We start from the raw sequence: 22,573 nt of genomic DNA on the forward strand, positions 1-22,573 counted from the left end.
TTTTTGGATTACCATTTTAATATGGAGAATCCATATGGAGGAAGTGTAACTTGTAATACACTTGCTTCTGCTGAAAATTCTTCGTTTGTATAAATGTTAATTATTTTCTTACCAGTAACATGAAGAGGGAGTGAAACTGTAACTTCACTATTAGTAGGGTTTAAAACGAAAAAGATAGTTTCATCCTCATATGTTTTCGTATAAGAAATATAATTATGTTCATCATTTGCTTCGATGAATTGAAAAGTACCATGTCCTCCAAATGCTTTATGTTGTTTCCGTAATAAAATCAATGTTTGTATATGGGTAAATAATGCATGATCTTGTTCTTTAGTATCCCAAATCATACATTTACGGCAATCAGGGTCCATGCCGCCATCCATACCAATTTCATCTCCGTAATAAATACAAGGAGAGCCGATGAAAGAAAGATGGAATACATAGAGCAATTTCAACTTATTTTTATCTCCGTTGCATGTTGTTAAAATTCTTGGAGTATCATGGCTGTCTAATAAATGAAATGCTGCTTCATTTACATTCATAGAGTAGGAATGTAGAGATTCTGTAATTTGCTTCATGAATTCACTTGCTTTAATGGAATCGTTAGCAAAGTAAGAAAGTAGAGCGTTTGTAACAGGATAGCTCATGACAGCATCAAATTGATCGCCTTGTAGCCACGGAAGGGCATCGTGCCAAATTTCTCCCAAAATATATACTTCAGGATTTAGTGTCTTTATTTCAGTTCGGAATTCTCTCCAAAAGTTGTGATCGACTTCATTGGCGACATCAAGGCGCCAGCCATCTATATTGAATTCTCGTACCCAATAACGTCCTACTTCAAGTAAGTATTCTTTTACATCTGGATGAGCTGTATTTAATTTTGGCATATACGGTGTAAAGGCGAAAGTATCATAATTTGGAAGTGGTTCTGTTATAATCGGAAATTCATGAATGTGGAACCACTCTTTATATGCGGACTTCTCACCATTCTCTAGTACGTCTTGAAATTTCTCGAAAAAGTATCCACTATGATTAAACACAGCATCGAGCATTACTTTTATACCGTGCTTATGACATTCTTCAACGAGCTCTTTAAAAGTTTCTTTCGTCCCAAATTGTGGGTCAATTTCCATATAGTCAATTGTGTCATATTTATGGTTTGAATGAGCTTTGAAAATAGGTGTGAAATATATTCCGGAAATGCCAAGCTTAACAAGGTAATCAAGGTTTTGAATAACACCAGAAAAATCTCCGCCGAAAAAATTAGTTGGAGTTGGATTCGCACTTCCCCAAGGAAGGGTGTTTTCTGGATTCAGCGTACTATCGCCATTAGCGAATCGCTCAGGGAAAATCTGATACCAAATGGTGTCTTTAATCCAAGATGGTGCTTTGAATACATCATCTGCATGAATAAATGGAAAACAGAAAAAGTTACCAACATCATCATTTGGAATGCTAGAAAAGAATCCTCGCTCTGCATAAATAAGAGTGTCTGTTTCAGATTTTAATTCAAACCCATAACGTAAGCGCTTAAATTTCGGTTCAATTGCAATGGACCAATAATCAAATAATGCAGTAGAACCCGTTTTTTTCATGGGTGTACTTGCTGATATCCATTTCCCGTCTTTCCATTCGTAAGGATCACCGTAAATAAGATCGGCGCTTTGAATATCATCTCTCTTAGTACGTACTCGGATGTGAATTGTTTGTTCATCATAAGCGTATGCATAATTATCTTTCGGCCTATGATAAATGGCTTCTTTAAACATATAGAAAATCCCCCTTCAATATCTCTATACATAGTATTCCCTTAAGTGTAATAATAAAGTCTGTATTGCAAACGATTGCCTTTCTCTTAGCTTTAATATTGCTTATAAGAGTAGTATTCATTTTATATAAAGTCAATCTATAAAGAGTGTAATGACATAATTTTTAAATTAACATTTGCAAAATGAATAAAAGAATGTATAATGATAGACAAATAGCGCAAACGTTTTCATAGACTTGAGATATTGTTTGCGTTTCAATTAAACTATTAAATGCAAACGTTTTCAGTTACTAAGGTACATAGACAATTTAGGGAGGTTTTTGGGATGAAGAAAGCACTGTCACTATTAACGATTTCAGCATTATCAATTGGTATGTTATCTGCATGTGGACCGAAAGATTCAGGGAAAAAGGAAGCGAGTAAAGAGAAGAAAGATTATGATCTTCTTGTTTGGGAAGATCTAAAAAAAGGTACTGCATTAGAACCAGCTGTAAAGAGTTTTGAAAAGAAGTATAACGTGAAAGTCAAAGTGGCTGAAATTCAAATGACAGATCAAACGAAAAAGCTACGTCTTGATGGTCCGGCAGGTACAGGACCTGACGTTGTGACATTACCGCATGACCATATTGGAAATGTTGTTACTGAGGGGTTAATTGATGAAGTGAAAGTTGATGATGCTGTAAAGAGTAAATTTACGGATTTATCTATAGAAGCTCAAACATATAAGGGGAAATTATATGGTTTACCAAAAGCTATTGAAACACCTGTATTTATTTATAATAAAAAGCTTATGCCAAAGGCACCTGAAACAATGGATGAGTTATATAATTTTTCGAAAGGTTTCACCAAAAATGGTAAGTACGGATTTTTAGCATTAGGAGATAATTTGTATTTTGCGAATGCATTTATGGCTGGTATGGGCGGTTATGTATTTGGTGAGAAGGATGGAAAACTAAATACAGATGATATCGGATTAAATAATAGCGGAGCGGTCCAAGGAATGGAATATATCCAAAAATGGTATAAGGAGAATTTATTCCCAAAAGGTATTATTGGTGAATCTGGTGGGGCGGCAGCTGATGGATTGTTCAATGAAGGAAAAGCTGCATCGATTATGAATGGTCCATGGGCATTCCAAGCCATGGAAAAGGCAGGCATTGATTATGGGATAGCACCGATGCCAAAATTACCAAATGGTCAACCAATGAAAACGTTTGTTGGTGTAAAAGGATGGCATGTAACAAGTTTTTCAAAAAATAAAGATTTAGCAACAAAATTTGTTGATTGGGTAACAAATGAAGAAAATGCAAAAATCCGTTATGAAAAATCAAAAGAAATTCCTCCTGTGAAATCATTAATGGAAGATTCAATGATTAAAGACAGTGAAGCGGCAAAAGCAATAACTAAACAGGCTGAAACAGGTATTCCAATGCCGAATATTCCAGAAATGAAAGAAGTATGGGAGCCTGCAAGATTTGCATTAGAATTACTTGCAGCTGGAAAACAGGAAGCAAAACCGGCACTTGATGAAGCTGTAAAACAAATTAAAGGAAATATTGAAGCAAATCACAACAATAAAAAATAAGGTGAAATTCGTGCCTCTAATATGAGAGGCACGAATTCTCTCTCTTCCATGTAGGAAGAAAAAAGGGGGAAGGAACATGCAAACATCTATGGAACCAGCAAATGGGTTAAACCATTCAAAGCATAGGAAAATGGCAACCATGTTATCAATCATTCCAGGCGTGGGCCAAATGTATAATAAACAATTTGTAAAAGGTCTTATTTTTCTAGTATTAACAGGTTCATTTATTGTAGCCTTTGCTGATTTATTGAATATGGGATTATGGGGTATTGTAACGCTCGGCACAGAAGTTCCACGTGACCATTCTGTCTTTCTATTAGTAGAAGGAATCTTGGCCCTTATCGTTATCACGTTTGGGCTTGGCATATATGCATTTAACTTATATGATGCATATCAAAATGGAAAGAAACGTGATATCGGAACACCGTTAAATTCTGTAAAAGAGCAATACCGTAATTTGTTAGATCAAGGTTTTCCTTATTTAATGGTTTCACCAGGTTTTCTACTACTTATCTTTGTTGTCGTATTTCCAATCATTTTCGTAATTTTAATTGGATTTACAAACTATGATTTATATCATTCTCCTCCAGCTAAATTAGTAGATTGGGTGGGCTTTAAAAACTTTATTGATATTTTCACTTTACCGATGTGGAGAGAGACATTTGTAAGTGTATTCTCTTGGACTGTCATTTGGACATTCGTTGCAACAACATTACAAGTTGCACTTGGTATTTTCTTAGCGATTATCGTAAATCAGCCTGGTATTAAAGGAAAGGCGATTATTCGAACAATCTTCATTTTACCGTGGGCGGTTCCAGCATTCGTATCTATTCTTGTTTTCTCTGGTATGTTTAATGAAACATTCGGAGCGATTAACAATCAAGTATTAGCTTTATTCGGAATTGAAAAGATTGCTTGGATGACAGATCCATTTTGGGCGAAGATTGCTTTAATTATGATTCAAACGTGGCTTGGGTTCCCGTTTATCTTTGCGATGACAACAGGTATACTGCAATCGATTCCGGGAGAATTATATGAAGCGGCTACAGTAGATGGAGCGACAGCTTGGCAACAGTTTCGTAAAATTACATTGCCACTTGTGTTATATGCAACAGCACCAATATTAATTACGCAATATACGTTTAACTTTAATAACTTTAGTATCATCTATCTATTTAATGGTGGAGGTCCTGCTGTAGCTGGACAAGACGCAGGTGGAACGGATATTTTAATTTCATGGATTTATAAGTTAACGATGACTTCAGCGCAGTACGGAAAAGCAGCAGCTCTTACAATGATATTATCGTTAATTGTTATTACAGTTGCGTTATGGCAATTTAAGAGAACAAAATCATTCCAAGAAGAGGATATGATGTAAATGAATATTAAAAGACAGAAGATGTTACGTCTCTCATTAAGTTATTTAGTTATTTTCGTAATGTGTGCCATCATTTTCTATCCGTTATTATGGATTATTGGCTCATCGTTTAATCCAGGTGATAGTTTATCTGGATCAAGTATTATTCCACAAAATGCAACGTTAGATCATTATCGTAAGTTATTAGATCTAGAGAATAGTAATTACTTACTATGGTATAAAAACACATTAAAAGTAAGTGTTTTAACGATGATTTTCTCAGTGTTAGCAATTAGTTTTACCGCTTATGCATTTTCGAGATATCGTTTTGTTGGAAGAAAAAATGGTTTATTAACATTTTTAATTCTGCAAATGATTCCAAACTTTGCAGCGTTAATTGCTTTATACGTATTAGCTCAATTAACAGGATTAATTGATACACACCTTGCATTAATTTTAATTTATGTAGGCGGGGCTATTCCGATGAATACATGGCTTATGAAAGGGTATTTTGATACGATTCCGAAAGAACTGGATGAATCAGCTCGAATGGATGGAGCAGGACATTTTCGTATTTTTTGGCAAATCATTATGCCACTTGCAAAGCCAATCGTAGCGGTTGTAGCGTTATTTACTTTCATTGGTCCATTTACAGATTTCATTTTAGCGAGTATTATTTTGCGAACACCAGAAAATTATACTTTAGCAGTTGGATTATATGAAATGGTTGCGAAGAAATTCGGTAATGAATTTACAACGTTTGCAGCGGGTTCTGTGTTAATTGCGATCCCAATTTCAATTTTATTCCTATCACTACAAAAATACTTTATTTCTGGTTTAACAGCTGGAGGTACAAAAGGATGAAAAATGGGACATTACGTCCCATTTTTCTTTTCATCTCCCTATAAATAAGTTTATAGGGAGATGAAAAGAGATTTGACATCACATGTGAAAAGAAGTGAAATAAATAGTATATTATAGTATAGGAAAAAATAGCTATATCCCTTACAATACATGAAGAGGGAGAATAGGATTAGTTTTGCAAGATATAAGAAATGAAAGTTTATGACTTGCAATGAGTGCGAGATAAAATATATGAAAAATGGCAGAGAAATGAGAGGAGGGGGATTTTTATGACAGTTACAATTAAAGATGTGGCGAAGCAAGCGAATGTTGCACCATCAACAGTTTCTCGTGTAATTGCTGATAATCCAAGTATAAGTGAAAAGACAAAGCGCCGTGTTAGGAAAGTGATGAGTGAATTAGGGTATCATCCCAATTTAAATGCGAGAAATCTTGCGAACCAAACGACGAAAACACTTGGTCTTGTTATGCCAAGTTCTGCAAGTAAAGCTTTTCAAAATCCATTTTTCCCAGAAGTTATAAGAGGGATTAGTTCATTTGCACACGTAGAAGGTTATGCGCTTTACATGTCGACAGGTGAAACGGAAGAAGAAATTTTTAATGGTGTCGTAAAGATGGTACAGGGACGCCAAATTGGTGGCATTATTCTTTTATATTCAAGGGAGAATGATCGGATTATTCAATATTTACATGAACAAAATTTCCCGTTTGTTTTAATAGGAAAACCATATGATCGAAAAGATGAAATTACATATGTAGATAATGACAATTATACAGCTGCAAGAGAAGTGGCAGAATATTTAATTTCATTAGGGCATAAGCAAATCGCGTTCATTGGTGGTGGATCAGATTTACTTGTAACGAGAGATCGTTTAGCTGGTATGAGTGATGCCTTGAAATTAGCAGACATTGTATTACCAAAAGAATATATTTTACATTTTGATTTTTCGAGGGAAAGTGGTCAACAAGCTGTTGAGGAATTAATGGGACTGCAGCAACCGCCAACGGCAATTATGGCAACGGATGACTTAATTGGACTTGGTGTGTTAAGTGCTCTTTCTAAAAAAGGATTCGTTGTACCGAAAGATGTTTCTATTGTAAGCTTTAATAATGCTTTATTATCAGAAATTGCGAGCCCTCCACTTTCGACAGTTGATGTGAATATTTATCAGCTAGGATATGAGGCAGCAAAAGCTTTAGTTGATAAAGTAGAGAATGCAGAATCCGCTGCAAAGTGTATCATTATCCCTCATAAATTACTAAAACGTCAAACTTGTGATCATTATGCATAAAAAAGCTAAGAGTTTAACTCTTAGCTTTTTTCATTAGAAAGGCTTCTAATCGGTCGCAGCCTTCTTTTAAAGTTTCGATACTATACGCATAGGACAAGCGAAGGTAGCCTTCACCGTATTCAGAGAATGCTGTTCCAGGAACTACAGCTAGTCCCGCTTCTTTGACAAGATCAAGTGCAAAATCAAATGATGAAGATGTCAAATGACCAACATATGGGAATAAGTAAAATGCACCTGTTGGCTTTTCAACTGTTAATCCCATTTGAGTGAGTCTATTATATACGTAATCACGGCGTTTTTTATATTGGTGGCGCATCATTTTTGGTGCGTCTTTAGCTGCTGTTAATGCTTCAATTGCAGCGTATTGAGCGATTGAAGTAGCACACGTTACATTGTATTGATGAACTTTTAATATGTGTCCTGCTAAATAGCTTGGTGCGAATAAAAGTCCAACACGCCAGCCGGTCATAGAATGTGATTTAGATAAACCGTTAATGACAATTGTCTTTTCACGCATTTCTGGGAAATGTGCGATAGATGTATGCTTTTGTTCATATACAAGCTCGCTATAAATTTCATCTGAAAGGACGAAAATATTTTTATCTTTTAAAACATCTACAATATCTTTTAATTCTTCTGTGGATAAAGTTACACCAGTTGGATTAGAAGGATACGGTAGTACGATACATCTTGTTTTTTCTGTAATAGCATTTTTAAGCGCTTCAGCTGTTAAACGAAATCCAGTTTCACGAACATCTACAAAAATAGGCGTTGCACCGCATAATCGAATAATAGGTTCGTAGCCTGGATAAATAGGAGCAGGTAAAATTACTTCTGTTCCTGGCTCTAAAATCGTTCGGAATGCAACATCAATTGCTTCGCTAGCACCGATTGTAACGATGGTTTCGTTTTCAGGTGAGTAATGTAAATCGTAGTTATCTTTTACGAAGTTACAAGCTGCCTTACGTAATTCTAGTAAACCAGCGTTATGTGTATAGCTTGTATAGTTTTCTGTAATAGCCCGTTTTGCCGCTTCTTTCACGAGAGAAGGTGTAGGGAAATCGGGTTGTCCAATTGTTAAAGAAATCAAATTACCATAGTTTTGAATCATGTTAGAGAATTGACGGATTCCAGAAATTTGGATATCCTTCACTCTAGGGTTAATGAATTGTTCCATTGTATCTCCCTTTCTTCCGTTTGAAAATTAAGTTCATTTTATCATATTTTCTATGATTACGCTTTGTATATGTTATTTAGAAAGAGAGAGAAAAGAGAAAAAAAGCCGCTATAAGCGACTTTTTAATATCCGTATTCCCAATCTATTTCATCTTCATTCCAGAGTACAGAGGATACCTTGCCAAGGTGAACAACTGATTCGTTCACAGCACATGTGCAGTTTTCTTCTCCCGCTTTATGCTGTAACTCTTCATATACTGATTTTTCAACATTTTCTAGAACAACCAAATTTTCTTCTTTTAAAACAAGCGTAGTACCCGCCATATTTATCTTCCTCCTACTAAAGTAATGATCACTTATTTGTAAACATAGATAGTATGGATTATATGCTGTATTTTGCTATAGTTGTCCGTCTAAAAAAGTATTTTTATATTTTCTTTGTAATCCGTATTCATTGTATACTGCACGAAGGAAATTTGGTACAGGGTTTACAATCATTTCGAAAATCTGTAACAATTATTATGAGTTGTTAACAAAGAATTAACAAATATGTTAAGAAAAATCAAAATTTTAAAACAAATACACCTATAAAATGATATAATCATATCAAAATACATATAGGGGATGAGAGGTTATGGAGCTTATCCGTGATTTATTGATTCAAATTGCCATCATAATTTTGCCACTATTTTTATATGAAGCGATTCGTTTAAATCGCTATCAAGAAATGCCTCCGAAGCCAAATCGTTACTTTATTATGTTTTTATCTAGCGTTACGCTCGTTCTCTCCATGACATACTCTATTTGTTTTGGCAATGTGTGTGGGTATAACTTTCACCCCATTCCAATTGTCAGTGGTTTTTTATATGGTGGGATTGTTGGTTTAATCCCAGCGGTTATTTTTGTTGCATATGAATGGTTACTAAAGGGAATGAGCTTTCTTCCAGTTTTAGAAGTAATATTTTTATTGATAGTTCCGCTATTTTTATCAAAGAAATGGTCTCTTTTTTCAAGGGATAAGAAATTAATTTTAGCATTTATGATTTCATCATTTTATGTGCTTGTTTCTTTAGTATTAGGCATGATTAATGTTCTTTTGGAAACAGGATTTACACCGTATATTTCGCAAATATATAGCGGATTTATATTTGCCTCGCTTATCATGGTCATGACAATGGTATTCCAGGTGTATTTAACTGAATATTTAAATGAAAATGCATTGCTACGTACAGAGATGCAAAAATCAGAAAAGCTTAATATTGTAAGTGAGTTAGCAGCAAGTGTGGCACATGAAGTTCGAAATCCACTAACTGTTGTTCGTGGATTTATCCAATTGCTAGAAAGTACGGAAGATGTGAAGAATAAGGATTATATGCGTCTCGTATTAGCTGAATTGGATCGGGCGGAACAAATTATTTCAGATTACTTAAATTTAGCAAGGCCGCAAATTGAGAAAAAAGAACACATTTGTTTATCAGCCCAATTAATAGAAATGACCACTCTTATGTCGTCATTTGCAGCGATGCAAGGTGTATATTTACAAGTTGAAATTTCAGAAAGTCTTTATACGATTGGTGATAAGACAAAATTGAAGCAAGCTATTATGAATGTTGTTAAAAATGGTATTGAAGCAATTCAAGGAAATAAAGGATATTTAAAAGTAACAGCTATTCAAAAAGATGAAACAATCATAATAAGAGTTAAAGATAGTGGTGTTGGTATGACGAAAGAACAGTTAGCAAGGCTTGGGCAACCATATTATTCTTTAAAAGAAAAAGGGACAGGATTAGGACTTATGGTAACATTTAGTATTTTACAAGCGCATAATGGTACATTGGAATATAAGAGTGAAAGTGGAAAAGGCACTGAAGCAATTATTATATTACCAGCTGTACAAAATAAGGAATAAAAGTTACCGATGAAAGGTAACTTTTTATTTTATATTGTTTATTCATTTGTTTTTTCTTGTTTTGCTCGGCTAAATAAACTTTTAAATGATTGAAAGAAGCTTTGCTCTTTTGAGGCAGCAACCATTCTTTTTGTTTCTTGAATTTCTCGAATAACTTGCATAAGCTGTGCATCACGGTTACTGTCTTTGTTATAAATTTGACTAACAAGTTTATTCATTTTTTCTTCCTGTTTGGATTCTCGTTTATACATATGATTCATTAATAAGTCCATCTTTTCTTTTTGCAGTGCATCTGTTTGAGCGGCGTGATCGACTAACTCTTGAAGCATTTTTTCTTGAGAGCCTTCTTTTACATAAACTTGTTGCATCAATTCGTCTAGTTTCTCATCCTTTAAACGATTTTGTGTAATTAGAGTAGAATTTTGATGAATAATTGCTTCATTTAATTGAGCTAGCATTTCAAGTTTTAACATGAACTCCTCAAAGTTACGCCCATCTTCTTTTTCTTTCGTTTGTATCTCTTGCTTATCTTGTATAACTGGTACAGGTGGGGCCTCTTTTTCTTTTAAAATAATCGGTATCGTTTCTGAAATATCTTCTTGTAATGTAGCAGCTCTTTCGTGTATAGATTTCAATAGTTTTAAATCATCAAGTTTATAAATACGAGCATCAGCTGTTTTGGAAATCATATAACCATGTTCCTCTAACAGCTGACTATATTTGCGAACTATATGTTTTGGGATGCCTGTTTTATTCGTGACATCTTTCGTTTTATAGGTAGCTTCCATCATATTTCCTCCCCAAAAAGTATCGTATATATCATTTCAATCTTTTATGAGGACTTCCTTTGAAAAAGAATGTCGGAAGGCTATTAGTTTTCTACAGCATTAGTGAAAAAATGAAAATTTTTGGCGGAATGGCAAGGAATAACTAAAATAATGTCTGAAAACATATACAGGAGAAGTTTGTTATAATAACGGAGGAAAAGAAACTGGTAGAAACATGGAGGTATACATGAAGCAATTAAAAGGTATTATCATTTCAATTATCGCAATTCTGTCTATTTTAGTAGCAGTTTATGAAGTACTTGTGCCAGAGGAAACAAGTGTAAAGAAAACGAATACGTATGATCAAGTGTTAGAATTTCCGAAAGAACGTTATCCAGAGACAGGAAAACATATTACGGATGCTATAAAAGAAGGGCATTCAGAAGTTTGTACAATCGATCGTGGTGGTGCTGCAGATAGAAGGAAATTGTCGTTAGCACCATATCCATCAAAAAAAGGGTATGATCGTGATGAATGGCCAATGGCGATGTGCAAGGAAGGCGGAAAAGGAGCACATATTGAATATATAAGTCCGGCGGATAACCGTGGAGCAGGCTCTTGGGTAGGGAATAAGTTAGATAAATACCCAGATGGTACGCGAGTAAAATTTGAAGTGAAGTAGTAGTTGTATATTTCATAATGAAGGAGAAGGGGAACTATGGAGTTAACGATTTCTTATTCGCAATTAATGTTGATGAACTATGACGGTGAGCAACCTTATGTAGATTGGACTGATGAAGATTTTGAAAGAGGTTATGCTAAGGCAGATGGAACTGTTATTTTTGAAGCACTTTCTGATTATACTTGTGAAGTGAAAGTGACCCCAGGGAAACATATTGAAAAAGAAGAAGTAGTTAGAACGATTACGGTTCCTTTTACAGTTGAAAATGAAAGTATCGTTATAACGAGTATTCTTTCTAATAAATTTCAAATACCTATTCCAAATGGTGAGTATACAGTTGTATTACAAGCAATTCCTCTTGAAGAGCCAACGGATGATGAATTATATAAAATACAATATGAATTCTTTTTTGAAAGTAAAGAATAAAAAATGGGTTATCCTGAGAAAAGGATAACCCATTTTTGTTATGCGTTTGTTTTTAAAAGGGAACGAGCATCTTTCGCTGCTTGCACCATATGTTCTAAAGCTGGAATAACTTCTTCTGTTCTTCTCGTTTTTAAACCACAATCAGGATTAATCCAGAAATATTTAGGATCACATACTTCTAAAGATTGTTCTACGATTTTATACATTTCATCTTTACTCGGTACACGTGGGCTATGAATATCATATACACCTAGGCCGATGCCTTTTTCATATGTTGTATGTTTTAATGTATCAATAAATTCTCCGTGACTTCTTGATGTTTCGATAGAAATTACATCTGCATCTAATGCGCGAATCGCGTCAACAATATCTTCGAAGTTACTGTAACACATATGAGTATGAATTTGTGTTTCATTTGCTACAGAAGAAGTTGCTAAAAGGAAGGATTGTACTGCCCATGTAATATAAGCATCCCAATCTTTTTCTTTTAGTGGCATTCCTTCACGAAGTGCGGGCTCATCGACTTGGATTACTCTAATTCCGGAAGATTCAAGTAGTTCAATTTCGTGACGAAGAGCTAGTGCAATTTGATACGAAACTTCTTTTCTTGGAATATCATTTCGAACGAAGGACCAATTTAAAATTGTAACAGGTCCGGTTAACATTCCTTTTACAACTTTCTCTGTTAAGCTTTGCGCATAAACTGTTTCCTTAATAGTCATGCCGTTAATAAAGGCTACATCACCATAAATAACAGGTGGTTTTACGCAGCGGGAACCGTATGATTGTACCCAACCGTTTTTAGTGAATGAGAAACCAGCAAGACGCTCACCAAAATATTCGACCATGTCAGTTCTTTCAAATTCACCATGTACAAGGACATCAAGCCCAATTTCTTCTTGGTAACGAATCCATTTTTCTGTCTCTTTTTCAATAAATTGTTCATATTGTTCATTTGAAATAACACCGTTACGCCATTCTTTTCGCGTTTGACGAACTTCAGTTGTTTGCGGGAAGCTACCAATAGTCGTTGTTGGTAATAGCGGTAACTCTAGAGCAACTTGTTGTAATTCGTATCGTTTTTCAAATGGAAGAGGACGTGAAAAATCTTCTTCTTTTAGTGCTGTTCGTGCTGCTTTGACATCTTCTCGGTTACGTGCAGCAGATGAACGAATTGTATGATGTACGTTTCGATATGTTTCCAGCTCATTACTAATGCTTTCTGTACCTTGAGTGAGAGCGGAATGAATAAGAACTAACTCTTCTAATTTTTGATTTGCAAATGCTAACGCATCAAACAGCTCAGTCGATAAGTGAGTTTCTTCTGTTTTATCGATTGGTGTATGCAATAAGCTACAAGAAGGCTGAACGATGATATCTTTCGTTTGGACTTGTTTTTGTAACGTTGTAAATAACTCAAGAACTTCATCAAGGTCAGCTCTCCAAATGTTACGGCCATCTATACAACCGACAGCTAAAGTTTTATCAGCTGGGAATCCATATTTTGAAATAGCATTTAGATTACCTTCTTTACCATGAATGAAATCTAATCCAATACCGGATACCGGGAATGTAATAATTTCTTCATAGTTTTCTTCTACGCTATCAAAATATGTTTGTAAAAGAAGAGTCGCATTTGGAACCTCTTTACGAATAGCTTCATAAATTTCTTTTGCTTGTTGAACTTCTTTTTTAGTTAAAGAAGCGAAAATCGGTTCATCAACTTGAATGGCTGGTGCACCAGCTGCATGTAGTTCTGAAAGCAGTTGTACGTAAGGTGCAACTAACTGTTTTAAAATGGTAGGAAATTGTTCTTGTGTATAGCCTTTAGCTAATTTTAAGAAAGTATATGGTCCTAAAATAACAGGCTTTCCATCTACTCCTAATTCTTGTTTTGCCTCTTCGTATAAGCGAAGTGGACGATTATCTTTTAAAGAGATTTGTAATCCCTCTTCATATTCAGGAACGATATAGTGATAGTTTGTGTTAAACCATTTTGTCATTTCGGAAGCTACGTGATCTTTAGAGCCACGCGCCATTGCGAAATATACATCAAGGTAAGATGTAAACTCAGAAAAACGTGATGGAATAAATCCTAGCATATAGGCAGTATCCAAAACGTGATCATAATATGTAAAGTCGCCAATTGGAATGAGTTCAATCCCTTTTTCTTGCTGTACTTTTACGTGTTGAAGGCGAATTTCTTTCATTGTTGTTAAAAATTGTTCTTCATCGATTTTATTGGACCAAAAAGCTTCCAATGTTTTTTTCCACTCTCGTTGTAGTCCGATACGTGGATAACCTAAGTTACTTGTTTGAATTGCCATTTTAAATTCCTCCCTAATTGAAAGTAAGCATTTCCGTTTACTAGGAAATACCTATAACAAAAAGTACAAAGACATAGAAAATAAGCCTTCCTTTTTGTTTTAACACCTCATCATCATCCGTGAATCTATCAGTGTTGTTAAAACAGGCAGGTCTCCTGACTTATGCTTCATATAATTTCTTTTACCTTCCCGTTTTCACAGTGGCACCAAAAAGAAATCTCAGCATTTACAGTGGCGGGACCGTGTTGGAGTTTCACCAAGCTTCCCTTTTAAACACGAAACAAAACTTTCGTGTACCTATTTTCCTTTTGAAAGGAATTTAACAAGCGATATGATATTGAAACAAATTTTAACATAATTTTTGGAATTTTGTCTACTGTTTTAAAATAAGAAAATTCTAAAGTTTTTATTTCTTAGTATTCTGACTTTTGTATTCTGGAGTAACTAATAATATTACAGTATGAAAAGAGAAATTGAGCTATGAAAGAAGTAGGGATGTCTTCTTTCATAGCTCAATCTTCATCTATAGCAACTTCTGAAAGTCGGCCTGCTATAGCATCTTTAAGGAGGGTGTTTAGCCATTCTAATTCAACTGTAATATGCTCAATTACACTTTGCAAAATATATAGTTGTGCACGTGGAACCTTTCCTTTATTACAATCATATATCGTTTGCATAGTATGTAAATATTGAAGAGTATCGTTTTTCTTTTTTTCTAAAATAGGAACTAATTCGTGATCATTGCTAAAGTGAGCGAAAGATAAGGCTGAATAAATAGGTTTATATATTTGGTTTTTGGCTTCGAATTGTTTTAATAGTAAAGTGTGGAATAGTTTTTTGCCTTCTTCTGTTATATGAAAAATCGTTTTGTCAGGTCGATTTGTGTCTCTAATTACATTTGTAATATGAATTGCCCCTTGCTTTTCTAATTGCTCGAAGGCGTAATAAAGTGATCCTTTAGCATATTTAATGTAACAATCCATTTGTCGTTCTTTCATAATATGCTGCACTTCATATGGATGTTTATCTCCTTCGAGTAGCAAGCCGAGAATGACTAATTTCATGCTCATGCTGTCTCAACTCCTGTATATAAAAACTTTATCCAGTAAGATCCCCACCCAAAAATTCAGCGGAAGCAAAGAAGTTAGGTGGGAATTAACTGCTCGTAAAAGCCCGATTGGTGTGGGCTAATAATCAGTGGGGGATGAACATCCCCCCACTGATTAAAGTTTCACTTTATACATATTATAAACGGCATATCCTTTTTCAGAAAGGAATATGCCGCTTCTTTTTTATATTAACTAACTTGCTTTTGTTTTTCTTTCTTTTTAGGGCCTGTAAAGAGGCGTTCATTTCCCATAAGTAAAATACAAATAATACTTAGTACAGCCGGGATGAGTGCCCAGAAGAATGTATTCGCAATAGATGTAGCGAGAGCTTCTTTAATACCCGCTAATATTTCAGCAGGAATTTTTGCGGTAGCGCCTGGTGATAATAAGAAACTTGTGTCTCCGCCTTTTGGAGCTAATTTTGCTAGTTCAGGGGGGAATACAGAGTTTAGTTTATCTGTAAAAATATGGTTTTGAATTGTACCGAAAATCGTTACACCAAGGGTCATACCGAGTGATCGGAAGAATGAGTTTGTTGATGTCGCCGAACCACGGTCCCGCATTTCCAACTTGTGAATAGAAGACATACTTAATACTGAGAATGAGAAGCCAACACCAAGCCCAGCGAGAATCATAAATAGTGTTACGAGTAAACGAGGTGTGTCCATTGTTAAAGTACTTAATAAATAAATGCCAAGAACGAAGAAGACACCAGATACCATCATAATGTTACGATAGCTTGTTCGAGAAGCTAATTGTCCTCCTGTTTGACTTCCAATTACAGAACCAACCATCATTGGTGTTAAAATTAATCCAGCATTAGAGGCGGAACCTCCAAGAACGCCTTGAATGAAGATTGGAATATAAACTGTACAGATAATAAAAGCGGCACCATAGAAAAAGGCAACTCCTTGACTAGCTGCGAATAAAGGTTTTTTAAATAGATGGAACGAAATAATAGGCTCGGTTGCTTTTCGTTCTACAAAGAAGAAAATAATAAGCGTAATAACTACTGTTGTAAATAAGCCAATAATTACAGTAGAATTCCAGGCATATTCCTTACCACCAAGTTCTAATGCGAACATTAAGCAAACGATACTTATGACAAGTGTAATAGCACCAGCCCAATCAATTTTTTGTTTTCTAAATTCTAGAGACTCACTGTAGTATTTAGTAATGAAGAAAAAGGAGATAAGTCCTAATGGAATATTAATATAGAAGACCCAATGCCAACTTATATAGTCTGTAATATAAGCACCTAATAAAGGACCGAATACACTAGATGTCCCGAAAACAGCACCAAATAGTCCTGTCATCTTCCCGCGTTTTTCTGGTGGGAAGATATCGTACATAATTGTGAAGGCGATAGGCATAAGGGCACCACCACCGATCCCTTGAATAGCTCTATAAATACTTAATTGCTCAATACTTGAAGCTGTTCCGCAAAGAGCAGAACCGAATAAGAAAAGAATGAGGCCCCCAATATAAAAACGTTTCCGCCCGTACATATCAGAAAGTTTCCCGAAGATAGGCATCCCTGCCATTGTTGCTACCATATAAGCTGATGTGACCCAAACAAACTTATCAAATCCTCCTAGGTCTCCAACGATTGTTGCCATTGCGGTTGCAACGATTGTATTATCCATTGCGGCCATTAATATACCAAGCAGTAAACCAGCAACAACAAATTTTGTCTTGTTGGCTTCTTTTTTTAATGGTTGAGTTTCCAAATATAACCCTCCTTTAGAAATAAGTAAACTATATTAAGTTTTGAGTGCAGTGGATAAAAAATTTTAATGTATAGTTGATTTTAATTTCTTTTCCATAAGTGCACTGATATGCCATAAAGAATATTATAGTCAAATTTGACTATAAGGCAAACTTTTTCTTACGTCAAAATATTCTTTCGTATGAGTAGAGAACGAGTGAGCCATACTGAATATTGCTATGAAGGGAATGAAGTAAATTGTAAAAAAATTTCATAAAGAACACCTTCTGTTAATAGATGAAAAATGGTTTTTTCTTCATATTGTCGAATAGGATAAAAGGAAGAGAAATATTAAACATTGCTTGTAGCAAGCTTTAGTAATTTGGGGAATTCATTGTGTGTATGTTACATCTGAAATGAGGTGAATATATATTATGAAAATATGGGGACGAATTTCGGATACAGGAAAGTATTCAATACCGCTACAACCAGTATTGTGGATTGACGGATCGAAAAAGGAAAACGAATTTCCTCAAGTAGCCGTTACATTACAAATTGGTAGTATGTATACAGAACAGTTTTCGTATGAATTGACCTACGATGTAAACGACATACTTATTATGCGAATTGAAGTGGAAAATAAAGGGGTAGAAATGATTTCGAGAGTTGTTGTAAGTCATATGATTCGAGATTACTTTGCTTATATTCCTAATTCTTTAAAAGTTGATAAGGGGATAAGTGAGTTTTTATTCCAGCTTGTTAGATGGCGAATTGATGATTTGTTACCGAATGAGAAGGTGGAACTACGTTGTAAAATAAAAGCTAATAAAGATAAAGCTCTTAAACAAACATTCTTTCAGGCTACATATACATTTCAAGATAAAGAGATATCATATGGCCCACTGCAAACAAATGAAGTTGTTGTGCGTCAATGATAAAAAGGAACCTGTACAAAAGGTTCCTTTTTTAGTGAAGGTTGTGTTTTTTGAGTATTTTCTTTTGCTCCATTCCTTTTTTTCCTACATAGTTATTTTTGTAGCCAAAGTATAGAATAAATAAAAATGAAACAACATTAACAATAGCGTCGATTTGATCGTTTGTAATAAAGTGTATCCCGAAAGAGGTAAATAATAATTTTAATGATAATAGAAAACCAGCTAGTAAACGCATAGCATCTGATAGATTCTCTTTTTGTAGCATATAGATTACTCCTTTCTATAAAAGTTATATATTATATATATGAAATAGAGTAGAAAAGGTATACAAGCTTAAGCAGAAATGTACATTGCATATGTACATTTTTTATTTTGTAGAAAAACATTATTGATATAGAAACATATATTGGTATAAAAGGGGGAAAAGTATGAAACATAAAGGGAAAATTAGTGGATTATTGCTTGGCAATACTGTGGCAGTTACAGAATGGATTGCACTTCAGGATGTAATTGCAAAACTGGATTCACGATCATTTTATACCGTCTTTATTATTTATATATTGCAAATGATACTAAGTTATTATTTTGGACATTGGTACGATAAAAGAGCGAACGAGCGTATGGGTATGGAAGTAGGAGGAATGGCAAGCAATGATTTTGTTGTTGATTTTTTTGGGAAAGTAGCTGCTTTATCTGAAAGAGATTCTCGTAATATTACAGTGTACATTCTTTCTGTAAAAGAATGGGAAGGATTAAAAGACACGTTGCAAGAAAAAAAGTTGGGAGTGTTAGTACAAAAATTAGAGAGTACCATTGTAAAGACAATTCGGAAGGGTGATGTTGTTACAAAGTGGGATGAAAATAAGTACGTTATTGTAGTAATTGATAATGGTCATGAAACATCAACAATAACAAAACGATTAATGAAAAATATTGAAAGTGAAATAGAAGGTGATTTACTCAGTGTCACTCTTTTATTTGGAGCAGCTAGCTATCCAGTAGAAGGAAAAACGTTTGAAGAACTGTTGAGAAAGTCGCAAAATCAATTGTACCAGTATAGAAATTTGTAGGAAAATGAGTGAAGCTTTGATTTGAAGATATATGATAGGAAGATGTTTTATTTGTAACATTTTTTTGACTTTTATTACAAAAAAACGCCGCGTTTGTAATAAAAGTCTTTAAAAATATATGAAATAAGCATATAATTATGATGGTAGTGCCAATGCAATTTGCACAGTGTGTTTTATTTTAAAAGTGTAGAGGAAAGCAAGCTCTACACTTTTCCTTTTTAGGAAATGAAAAGAATATTTGTAAGTTGTTGCGAGATATCGATTGTACTGTGTAAAATGAACAAAGAGATTAATTGATAGAAAGCTGGAAAGGGAATGATAGACGTGAGAGCGGAGCGATCACCTTTTATCAGGTGAACTATTATAGTCTTATTAAGACTGAGGTGAAATTCCGTGGATATTAAAGTAATACATAGTGTGAACAGGCCTTAAAAAACACGAAGTAGTATACTTAAAGATGGATATGGAATTGCTAAATAATTCAAAAAGAATAATGTAATATCAAGTAATAATTTGTACAAACAATATTAATGATCTTCGTAAAAAAGATGCGAGTGTATAGAACAATTACATATTTTATAACTTTTTTATATTACACGATGGTCGTTTATAAGTAGGAGGAAGAGATGTTGAAATATAGTAAATTAGCAATTGTAACTACATTATCAATGATTTTATTAGCCGGTTGTTTCGGCCCGAAACCAGAAGAAGAATTATATGTAGCGTTTGAAAACGCTGCTAAACAAGAAAAAACAATGTTTGAAGATGCAAAAAAACTTGAGACTTTAGAGAAAGAAGGACAAGAATTATATAACCAGATTGTTCAAGAAGGAAAAGATAATAATCAAACTGTTAAAGAAAAACTGAATCAAGCAGTGAAAAATACAACTGAACGAGAAAAAGTGCTTACAAAAGAAAAAGAAGTTTTAAATAAAGCGCAAGAAGAAGTGAAGTCAGCTGATAAGTATGTGAAGAAAATTGAAGATAAGAAATTGAAAGATCAAGCTGATAAAGTGAAAAGCACGTATGAGAAACGCCACGATTCATTTAATAAAATGTATGACAGCTATAACAAATCTTTAAAACAAGAAAAAGAGTTATATACAATGTTACAAGATAAAGGTACTAAATTAAAAGATATTAGTGAAAAAGTAAAAGTAGTAAATCAATCTTATAAGGATATTGAGTCAGAAAAAGATAAATTTAATGAATTTACAAAGTCTTATAATACAGAAAAAGTAGCTTTTTATAAACAAGCAAATATTAAAATTAAAGAAGAGAAAAAATAAAACAGTTTGGCCTACACTTGGCCAAACTGTTTTATTTTTTTGTATAAGTACGACTATACCATGGAACAGGCTCACTTAATTTTTTTTCTTGTTTTAATGCTTCAGGACCAATATAATCTTGAAGTGTTTTTTTTGCTACTGTTAAAGATAAGGTTGTTTTCGGATTTCGATAGGAGGATTCAAGATGACCAAGATGCGGTAGAATTCGAAAATCTTCTTTCGTAGGAGGGATGTGGAAAAAATAATCGCCTAAACGTATAAGGACATCAGATTGTTGTTGGCTAAAACGTGGGTTTCTAGAAAAATGCAATCCTTCTTTAATTGCTTTTTTTTCAGCGATCAAACGTTCTAAAGCTGTCTTTTTTAACCAGTATAAATATTTAGGATTAGTAGCTGCTTTAGCATGACGATTCACAACGAAAATAGATTGAGCTAGTCGATTAATAGAATGTTGGTTTTGTAATTGAGATTGTGGTTGTGAAGGTTTCATATTGAATCTCCTTTCAATTTTTCATTATTATACCATAAATAAAATAGGTATTTATTATACGCAAAAAGTGATTGTATATATTTTCAATATTAAAGCAATATTGTTACAAAAAACAACTATTTTGTATAATAGTAATAGAATATGTTTTTGAAATTTGATAATGAAAGAGTGAGAAGTTTGAAAGAAATATTAAAACAACAGTATGCCATTATAGATATTGGATCTAATACAATGCGTTTAGTTATTTATGAAAAGCAAAATGGAGGTTTTTATAAAGAGATTGAAAATACGAAAGTTGTTGCTAGGTTAAGGAATTACTTAATTGATGGTGTATTGAATGAAGAGGGAATAGAAGTATTATTACAGACATTATTTCAATTTCAAGAAAGTACAAGATTCCATCAGTTGCATCATGTACTTTGTGTTGCAACAGCAACAATTAGACAGTCGGAGAATCAAGAGGAAATTAAAAAGCTTGTTGAAGGACAAACGGACTTTACTCTTAGAGTATTATCAGAGTATGAGGAAGCGCGTTACGGATACTTGGCGGTTATGAATTCTACATCGTTTTCAGAAGGAATAACGGTAGATATTGGTGGGGGAAGTACGGAAGTTACATACTTTAGAAATAGAGAGATTTTAGAGTACCATAGTTTTCCTTTTGGGGCACTTTCTTTAAAGCAACAATTTATTAAAGGTGATATTCCTACTAAAGATGAGTTAGAGGGAATGCAACAGTATTTAGAGTTTCAATTTCGAACGTTACCATGGTTAATCAATAAGAAATTGCCTCTTATTGCAATTGGTGGTAGTGCTAGGAACTTAGTAAAAATCCATCAAAATTTAATATGTTATCCTATAGCAGGATTACATTTATACAAGATGAAAGAAGAAGATATTGAAAGTGTAAAAGAGGAATTGGAAAAATTGTCGTTCATAGAACTTCAGAAATTGGAAGGATTAGCAAAAGATCGAGCAGATACGATTATTCCAGCGGTTGAAGTATTTCATACACTTGTTAATGTTATAGAGGCACCGGCATTTGTATTAAGTAGAAAAGGGTTAAGAGAAGGTGTTTTCTATGAAGAGTTGACAAAAGATTTGGGGATTTCATATTATCCGAACGTAGTTGAAGAAAGTTTGCATTTACTATCACATGAATACGAAATGGACATGGAATTTGTTATTCAACTTATTAAACATGGAAGATTAATTTGCAAACAACTTGAGGAAATAGGGCTTATTTCTATGACAGTAAAAGACTGGGAAGTGTTCCATCAAGCTGCGAAAGTATTTAATATAGGCAAATATATAGACGAAGAAGCGAGCCGTTTACATACGTTTTATTTATTAGCGAATAAGACAATTGATGGCATGATGCATAAAGACCGAGTAAGGCTAGCGCTTATTGCATCGTATAAATCAAAAATGTTATTTAAACAACATTTATCTCCATTTGAAGGTTGGTTTGATAAAAGCGAACAAAAAAAAATCCGCCTGTTAGGAGCTGTTTTACAATTTTCAGCTACTTTAAATGTAAGGCAACGATCGCTTATTGATACCATATCTATAACAGAAAGCGAAGAGGGATTAACGTTTAAAGTTTTATGTGAACAATCGGCATTAGCAGAAAAAGTACAAGCTGAAAAACAAAAAAAACAGTTAGAAAGAGTATTAAAAACGAATATTAATTTATTATTTGAACTAAAACATTAGGTTGTACGGATGTCTTTACGAAAAATTTACACTTTGTAATATTGTAATTTGATAAAATGAAATTAACTAAATTATAGTAAAAAAGTTTCAAGGGGAAGTGTGA

20 protein-coding genes and 1 riboswitch are annotated in these 22,573 nt (G+C 34.0%); of the genes, 11 read left to right on the top strand and 9 right to left on the bottom strand.

The features are described 5' to 3' along the window. Positions 1-8: 8 nt before the first annotated feature. On the bottom strand, positions 9-1,769 hold the full coding sequence (locus DN404_RS14385; RefSeq protein ID WP_000471776.1) for an alpha-glycosidase: 1,761 nt from the start codon (positions 1,767-1,769) through the stop codon (positions 9-11). 324 nt (positions 1,770-2,093) lie between these two features. Between DN404_RS14385 and DN404_RS14390 the strand changes: the two genes are divergently transcribed. From DN404_RS14390 to malR, 4 genes are all read left to right on the top strand, one after another. Continuing rightward, complete coding sequence (locus tag DN404_RS14390; protein ID WP_097888378.1) at positions 2,094-3,353, top strand: extracellular solute-binding protein; 1,260 nt, start codon at positions 2,094-2,096, stop codon at positions 3,351-3,353. 76 nt (positions 3,354-3,429) lie between these two features. Beyond that, a complete protein-coding gene (malC, locus tag DN404_RS14395) occupies positions 3,430-4,731 on the top strand; it encodes a maltosaccharide ABC transporter permease MalC (RefSeq protein WP_097888379.1) in 1,302 nt (433 codons plus the stop codon). Further along, on the top strand, positions 4,732-5,574 hold the full coding sequence (gene malD, locus DN404_RS14400) for a maltosaccharide ABC transporter permease MalD (RefSeq protein ID WP_001022608.1): 843 nt from the start codon (positions 4,732-4,734) through the stop codon (positions 5,572-5,574). It begins immediately after the preceding gene. Positions 5,575-5,843: 269 nt separating this feature from the next. Beyond that, positions 5,844-6,866, top strand: coding sequence for a maltose operon transcriptional repressor MalR (gene malR / locus DN404_RS14405; RefSeq protein ID WP_000219052.1), 1,023 nt, complete (start codon positions 5,844-5,846; stop codon positions 6,864-6,866). Between the two features lie 13 nt (positions 6,867-6,879). Here the strand turns inward: malR and DN404_RS14410 are convergent, their stop codons facing one another. Beyond that, entirely contained in the window at positions 6,880-8,043 is a 1,164-nt protein-coding gene (locus DN404_RS14410) for an aminotransferase A (protein ID WP_000434600.1), read from the bottom strand. A gap of 122 nt (positions 8,044-8,165) precedes the next feature. Further along, a complete protein-coding gene (locus DN404_RS14415) occupies positions 8,166-8,366 on the bottom strand; it encodes a hypothetical protein (protein ID WP_000929280.1) in 201 nt (66 codons plus the stop codon). 310 nt (positions 8,367-8,676) lie between these two features. Here DN404_RS14415 and kinB point away from each other — a divergent pair, with 310 nt between their 5' ends. Next, positions 8,677-9,951, top strand: a complete 1,275-nt coding sequence (gene kinB, locus DN404_RS14420) for a sporulation sensor histidine kinase KinB (RefSeq protein WP_000420369.1) — start codon at positions 8,677-8,679, stop codon at positions 9,949-9,951. 38 nt (positions 9,952-9,989) lie between these two features. Here kinB and DN404_RS14425 read toward each other — a convergent pair whose 3' ends face one another. Then, entirely contained in the window at positions 9,990-10,739 is a 750-nt protein-coding gene (locus DN404_RS14425) for a DUF3967 domain-containing protein (RefSeq protein ID WP_000388471.1), read from the bottom strand. Positions 10,740-10,965: 226 nt separating this feature from the next. On the opposite strand from DN404_RS14425, the gene nucA reads away from it, so the two are divergent. Both nucA and comJ read left to right on the top strand, forming a co-directional pair. Next, the gene (nucA, locus tag DN404_RS14430; RefSeq protein ID WP_000811494.1) at positions 10,966-11,400 is read left to right on the top strand and encodes a DNA-entry nuclease; all 435 of its coding nucleotides are present in this window, start codon (positions 10,966-10,968) and stop codon (positions 11,398-11,400) included. Between the two features lie 36 nt (positions 11,401-11,436). Then, on the top strand, positions 11,437-11,826 hold the full coding sequence (comJ, locus tag DN404_RS14435; RefSeq protein WP_000424030.1) for a competence protein ComJ: 390 nt from the start codon (positions 11,437-11,439) through the stop codon (positions 11,824-11,826). A 38-nt stretch (positions 11,827-11,864) separates the two neighbouring features. Here the strand turns inward: comJ and metE are convergent, their stop codons facing one another. From metE to DN404_RS14455, 3 genes are all read right to left on the bottom strand, one after another. Then, positions 11,865-14,153 (bottom strand): 5-methyltetrahydropteroyltriglutamate--homocysteine S-methyltransferase, encoded by a 2,289-nt coding sequence (gene metE / locus DN404_RS14440; protein ID WP_001007608.1) that lies wholly within the window; start codon positions 14,151-14,153, stop codon positions 11,865-11,867. Positions 14,154-14,281: 128 nt separating this feature from the next. Beyond that, positions 14,282-14,469, bottom strand: a riboswitch (cobalamin riboswitch). 196 nt (positions 14,470-14,665) lie between these two features. After that, a complete protein-coding gene (locus tag DN404_RS14445; RefSeq protein ID WP_149215146.1) occupies positions 14,666-15,223 on the bottom strand; it encodes a PadR family transcriptional regulator in 558 nt (185 codons plus the stop codon). 227 nt (positions 15,224-15,450) lie between these two features. After that, complete coding sequence (locus tag DN404_RS14455; RefSeq protein WP_000449912.1) at positions 15,451-16,992, bottom strand: MDR family MFS transporter; 1,542 nt, start codon at positions 16,990-16,992, stop codon at positions 15,451-15,453. A gap of 412 nt (positions 16,993-17,404) precedes the next feature. Between DN404_RS14455 and DN404_RS14460 the strand changes: the two genes are divergently transcribed. Further along, positions 17,405-17,905, top strand: coding sequence for a hypothetical protein (locus DN404_RS14460; RefSeq protein ID WP_000708120.1), 501 nt, complete (start codon positions 17,405-17,407; stop codon positions 17,903-17,905). Positions 17,906-17,936: 31 nt separating this feature from the next. On the opposite strand, the gene DN404_RS14465 is transcribed toward DN404_RS14460, so the two are convergent. Then, a complete protein-coding gene (locus DN404_RS14465; protein ID WP_000939448.1) occupies positions 17,937-18,170 on the bottom strand; it encodes an SPP1 phage holin family protein in 234 nt (77 codons plus the stop codon). Positions 18,171-18,333: 163 nt separating this feature from the next. Between DN404_RS14465 and DN404_RS14470 the strand changes: the two genes are divergently transcribed. Together DN404_RS14470 and DN404_RS14475 are read left to right on the top strand one after the other, a co-directional pair. Further along, positions 18,334-18,975, top strand: coding sequence for a diguanylate cyclase domain-containing protein (locus tag DN404_RS14470; RefSeq protein ID WP_149215147.1), 642 nt, complete (start codon positions 18,334-18,336; stop codon positions 18,973-18,975). A 626-nt stretch (positions 18,976-19,601) separates the two neighbouring features. Continuing rightward, on the top strand, positions 19,602-20,264 hold the full coding sequence (locus tag DN404_RS14475; RefSeq protein WP_000922498.1) for a YkyA family protein: 663 nt from the start codon (positions 19,602-19,604) through the stop codon (positions 20,262-20,264). 31 nt (positions 20,265-20,295) lie between these two features. Here the strand turns inward: DN404_RS14475 and DN404_RS14480 are convergent, their stop codons facing one another. After that, positions 20,296-20,754, bottom strand: coding sequence for a YkyB family protein (locus tag DN404_RS14480; protein WP_000804864.1), 459 nt, complete (start codon positions 20,752-20,754; stop codon positions 20,296-20,298). A gap of 141 nt (positions 20,755-20,895) precedes the next feature. Between DN404_RS14480 and ppx the strand changes: the two genes are divergently transcribed. Further along, the gene (ppx, locus tag DN404_RS14485; protein ID WP_002024754.1) at positions 20,896-22,470 is read left to right on the top strand and encodes an exopolyphosphatase; all 1,575 of its coding nucleotides are present in this window, start codon (positions 20,896-20,898) and stop codon (positions 22,468-22,470) included. Positions 22,471-22,573 lie beyond the last annotated feature (103 nt).

The sequence above is a fragment of the Bacillus sp. TE8-1 genome (genome assembly GCF_008368855.1).
GTDB classification, from domain to species: domain Bacteria; phylum Bacillota; class Bacilli; order Bacillales; family Bacillaceae_G; genus Bacillus_A; species Bacillus_A cereus.

What these genes read in the sequence shown, in the direction of transcription:
- DN404_RS14470 (WP_149215147.1), top strand. Translation starts at nt 18,334, where the DNA reads ATGAAACATAAAGGGAAAATTAGTGGATTATTGCTTGGCAATACTGTG.
- DN404_RS14475 (WP_000922498.1), top strand. Translation starts at nt 19,602, where the DNA reads ATGTTGAAATATAGTAAATTAGCAATTGTAACTACATTATCAATGATT.
- DN404_RS14445 (WP_149215146.1), bottom strand. Translation starts at nt 15,223, where the DNA reads ATGAGCATGAAATTAGTCATTCTCGGCTTGCTACTCGAAGGAGATAAA.
- DN404_RS14425 (WP_000388471.1), bottom strand. Translation starts at nt 10,739, where the DNA reads ATGGAAGCTACCTATAAAACGAAAGATGTCACGAATAAAACAGGCATC.
- malR (WP_000219052.1), top strand. Translation starts at nt 5,844, where the DNA reads ATGACAGTTACAATTAAAGATGTGGCGAAGCAAGCGAATGTTGCACCA.
- DN404_RS14465 (WP_000939448.1), bottom strand. Translation starts at nt 18,170, where the DNA reads ATGCTACAAAAAGAGAATCTATCAGATGCTATGCGTTTACTAGCTGGT.
- malC (WP_097888379.1), top strand. Translation starts at nt 3,430, where the DNA reads ATGCAAACATCTATGGAACCAGCAAATGGGTTAAACCATTCAAAGCAT.
- DN404_RS14480 (WP_000804864.1), bottom strand. Translation starts at nt 20,754, where the DNA reads ATGAAACCTTCACAACCACAATCTCAATTACAAAACCAACATTCTATT.
- nucA (WP_000811494.1), top strand. Translation starts at nt 10,966, where the DNA reads ATGAAGCAATTAAAAGGTATTATCATTTCAATTATCGCAATTCTGTCT.
- DN404_RS14460 (WP_000708120.1), top strand. Translation starts at nt 17,405, where the DNA reads ATGAAAATATGGGGACGAATTTCGGATACAGGAAAGTATTCAATACCG.
- DN404_RS14390 (WP_097888378.1), top strand. Translation starts at nt 2,094, where the DNA reads ATGAAGAAAGCACTGTCACTATTAACGATTTCAGCATTATCAATTGGT.
- metE (WP_001007608.1), bottom strand. Translation starts at nt 14,153, where the DNA reads ATGGCAATTCAAACAAGTAACTTAGGTTATCCACGTATCGGACTACAA.
- DN404_RS14385 (WP_000471776.1), bottom strand. Translation starts at nt 1,769, where the DNA reads ATGTTTAAAGAAGCCATTTATCATAGGCCGAAAGATAATTATGCATAC.
- comJ (WP_000424030.1), top strand. Translation starts at nt 11,437, where the DNA reads ATGGAGTTAACGATTTCTTATTCGCAATTAATGTTGATGAACTATGAC.
- DN404_RS14415 (WP_000929280.1), bottom strand. Translation starts at nt 8,366, where the DNA reads ATGGCGGGTACTACGCTTGTTTTAAAAGAAGAAAATTTGGTTGTTCTA.
- DN404_RS14410 (WP_000434600.1), bottom strand. Translation starts at nt 8,043, where the DNA reads ATGGAACAATTCATTAACCCTAGAGTGAAGGATATCCAAATTTCTGGA.
- kinB (WP_000420369.1), top strand. Translation starts at nt 8,677, where the DNA reads ATGGAGCTTATCCGTGATTTATTGATTCAAATTGCCATCATAATTTTG.
- ppx (WP_002024754.1), top strand. Translation starts at nt 20,896, where the DNA reads ATGTTTTTGAAATTTGATAATGAAAGAGTGAGAAGTTTGAAAGAAATA.
- malD (WP_001022608.1), top strand. Translation starts at nt 4,732, where the DNA reads ATGAATATTAAAAGACAGAAGATGTTACGTCTCTCATTAAGTTATTTA.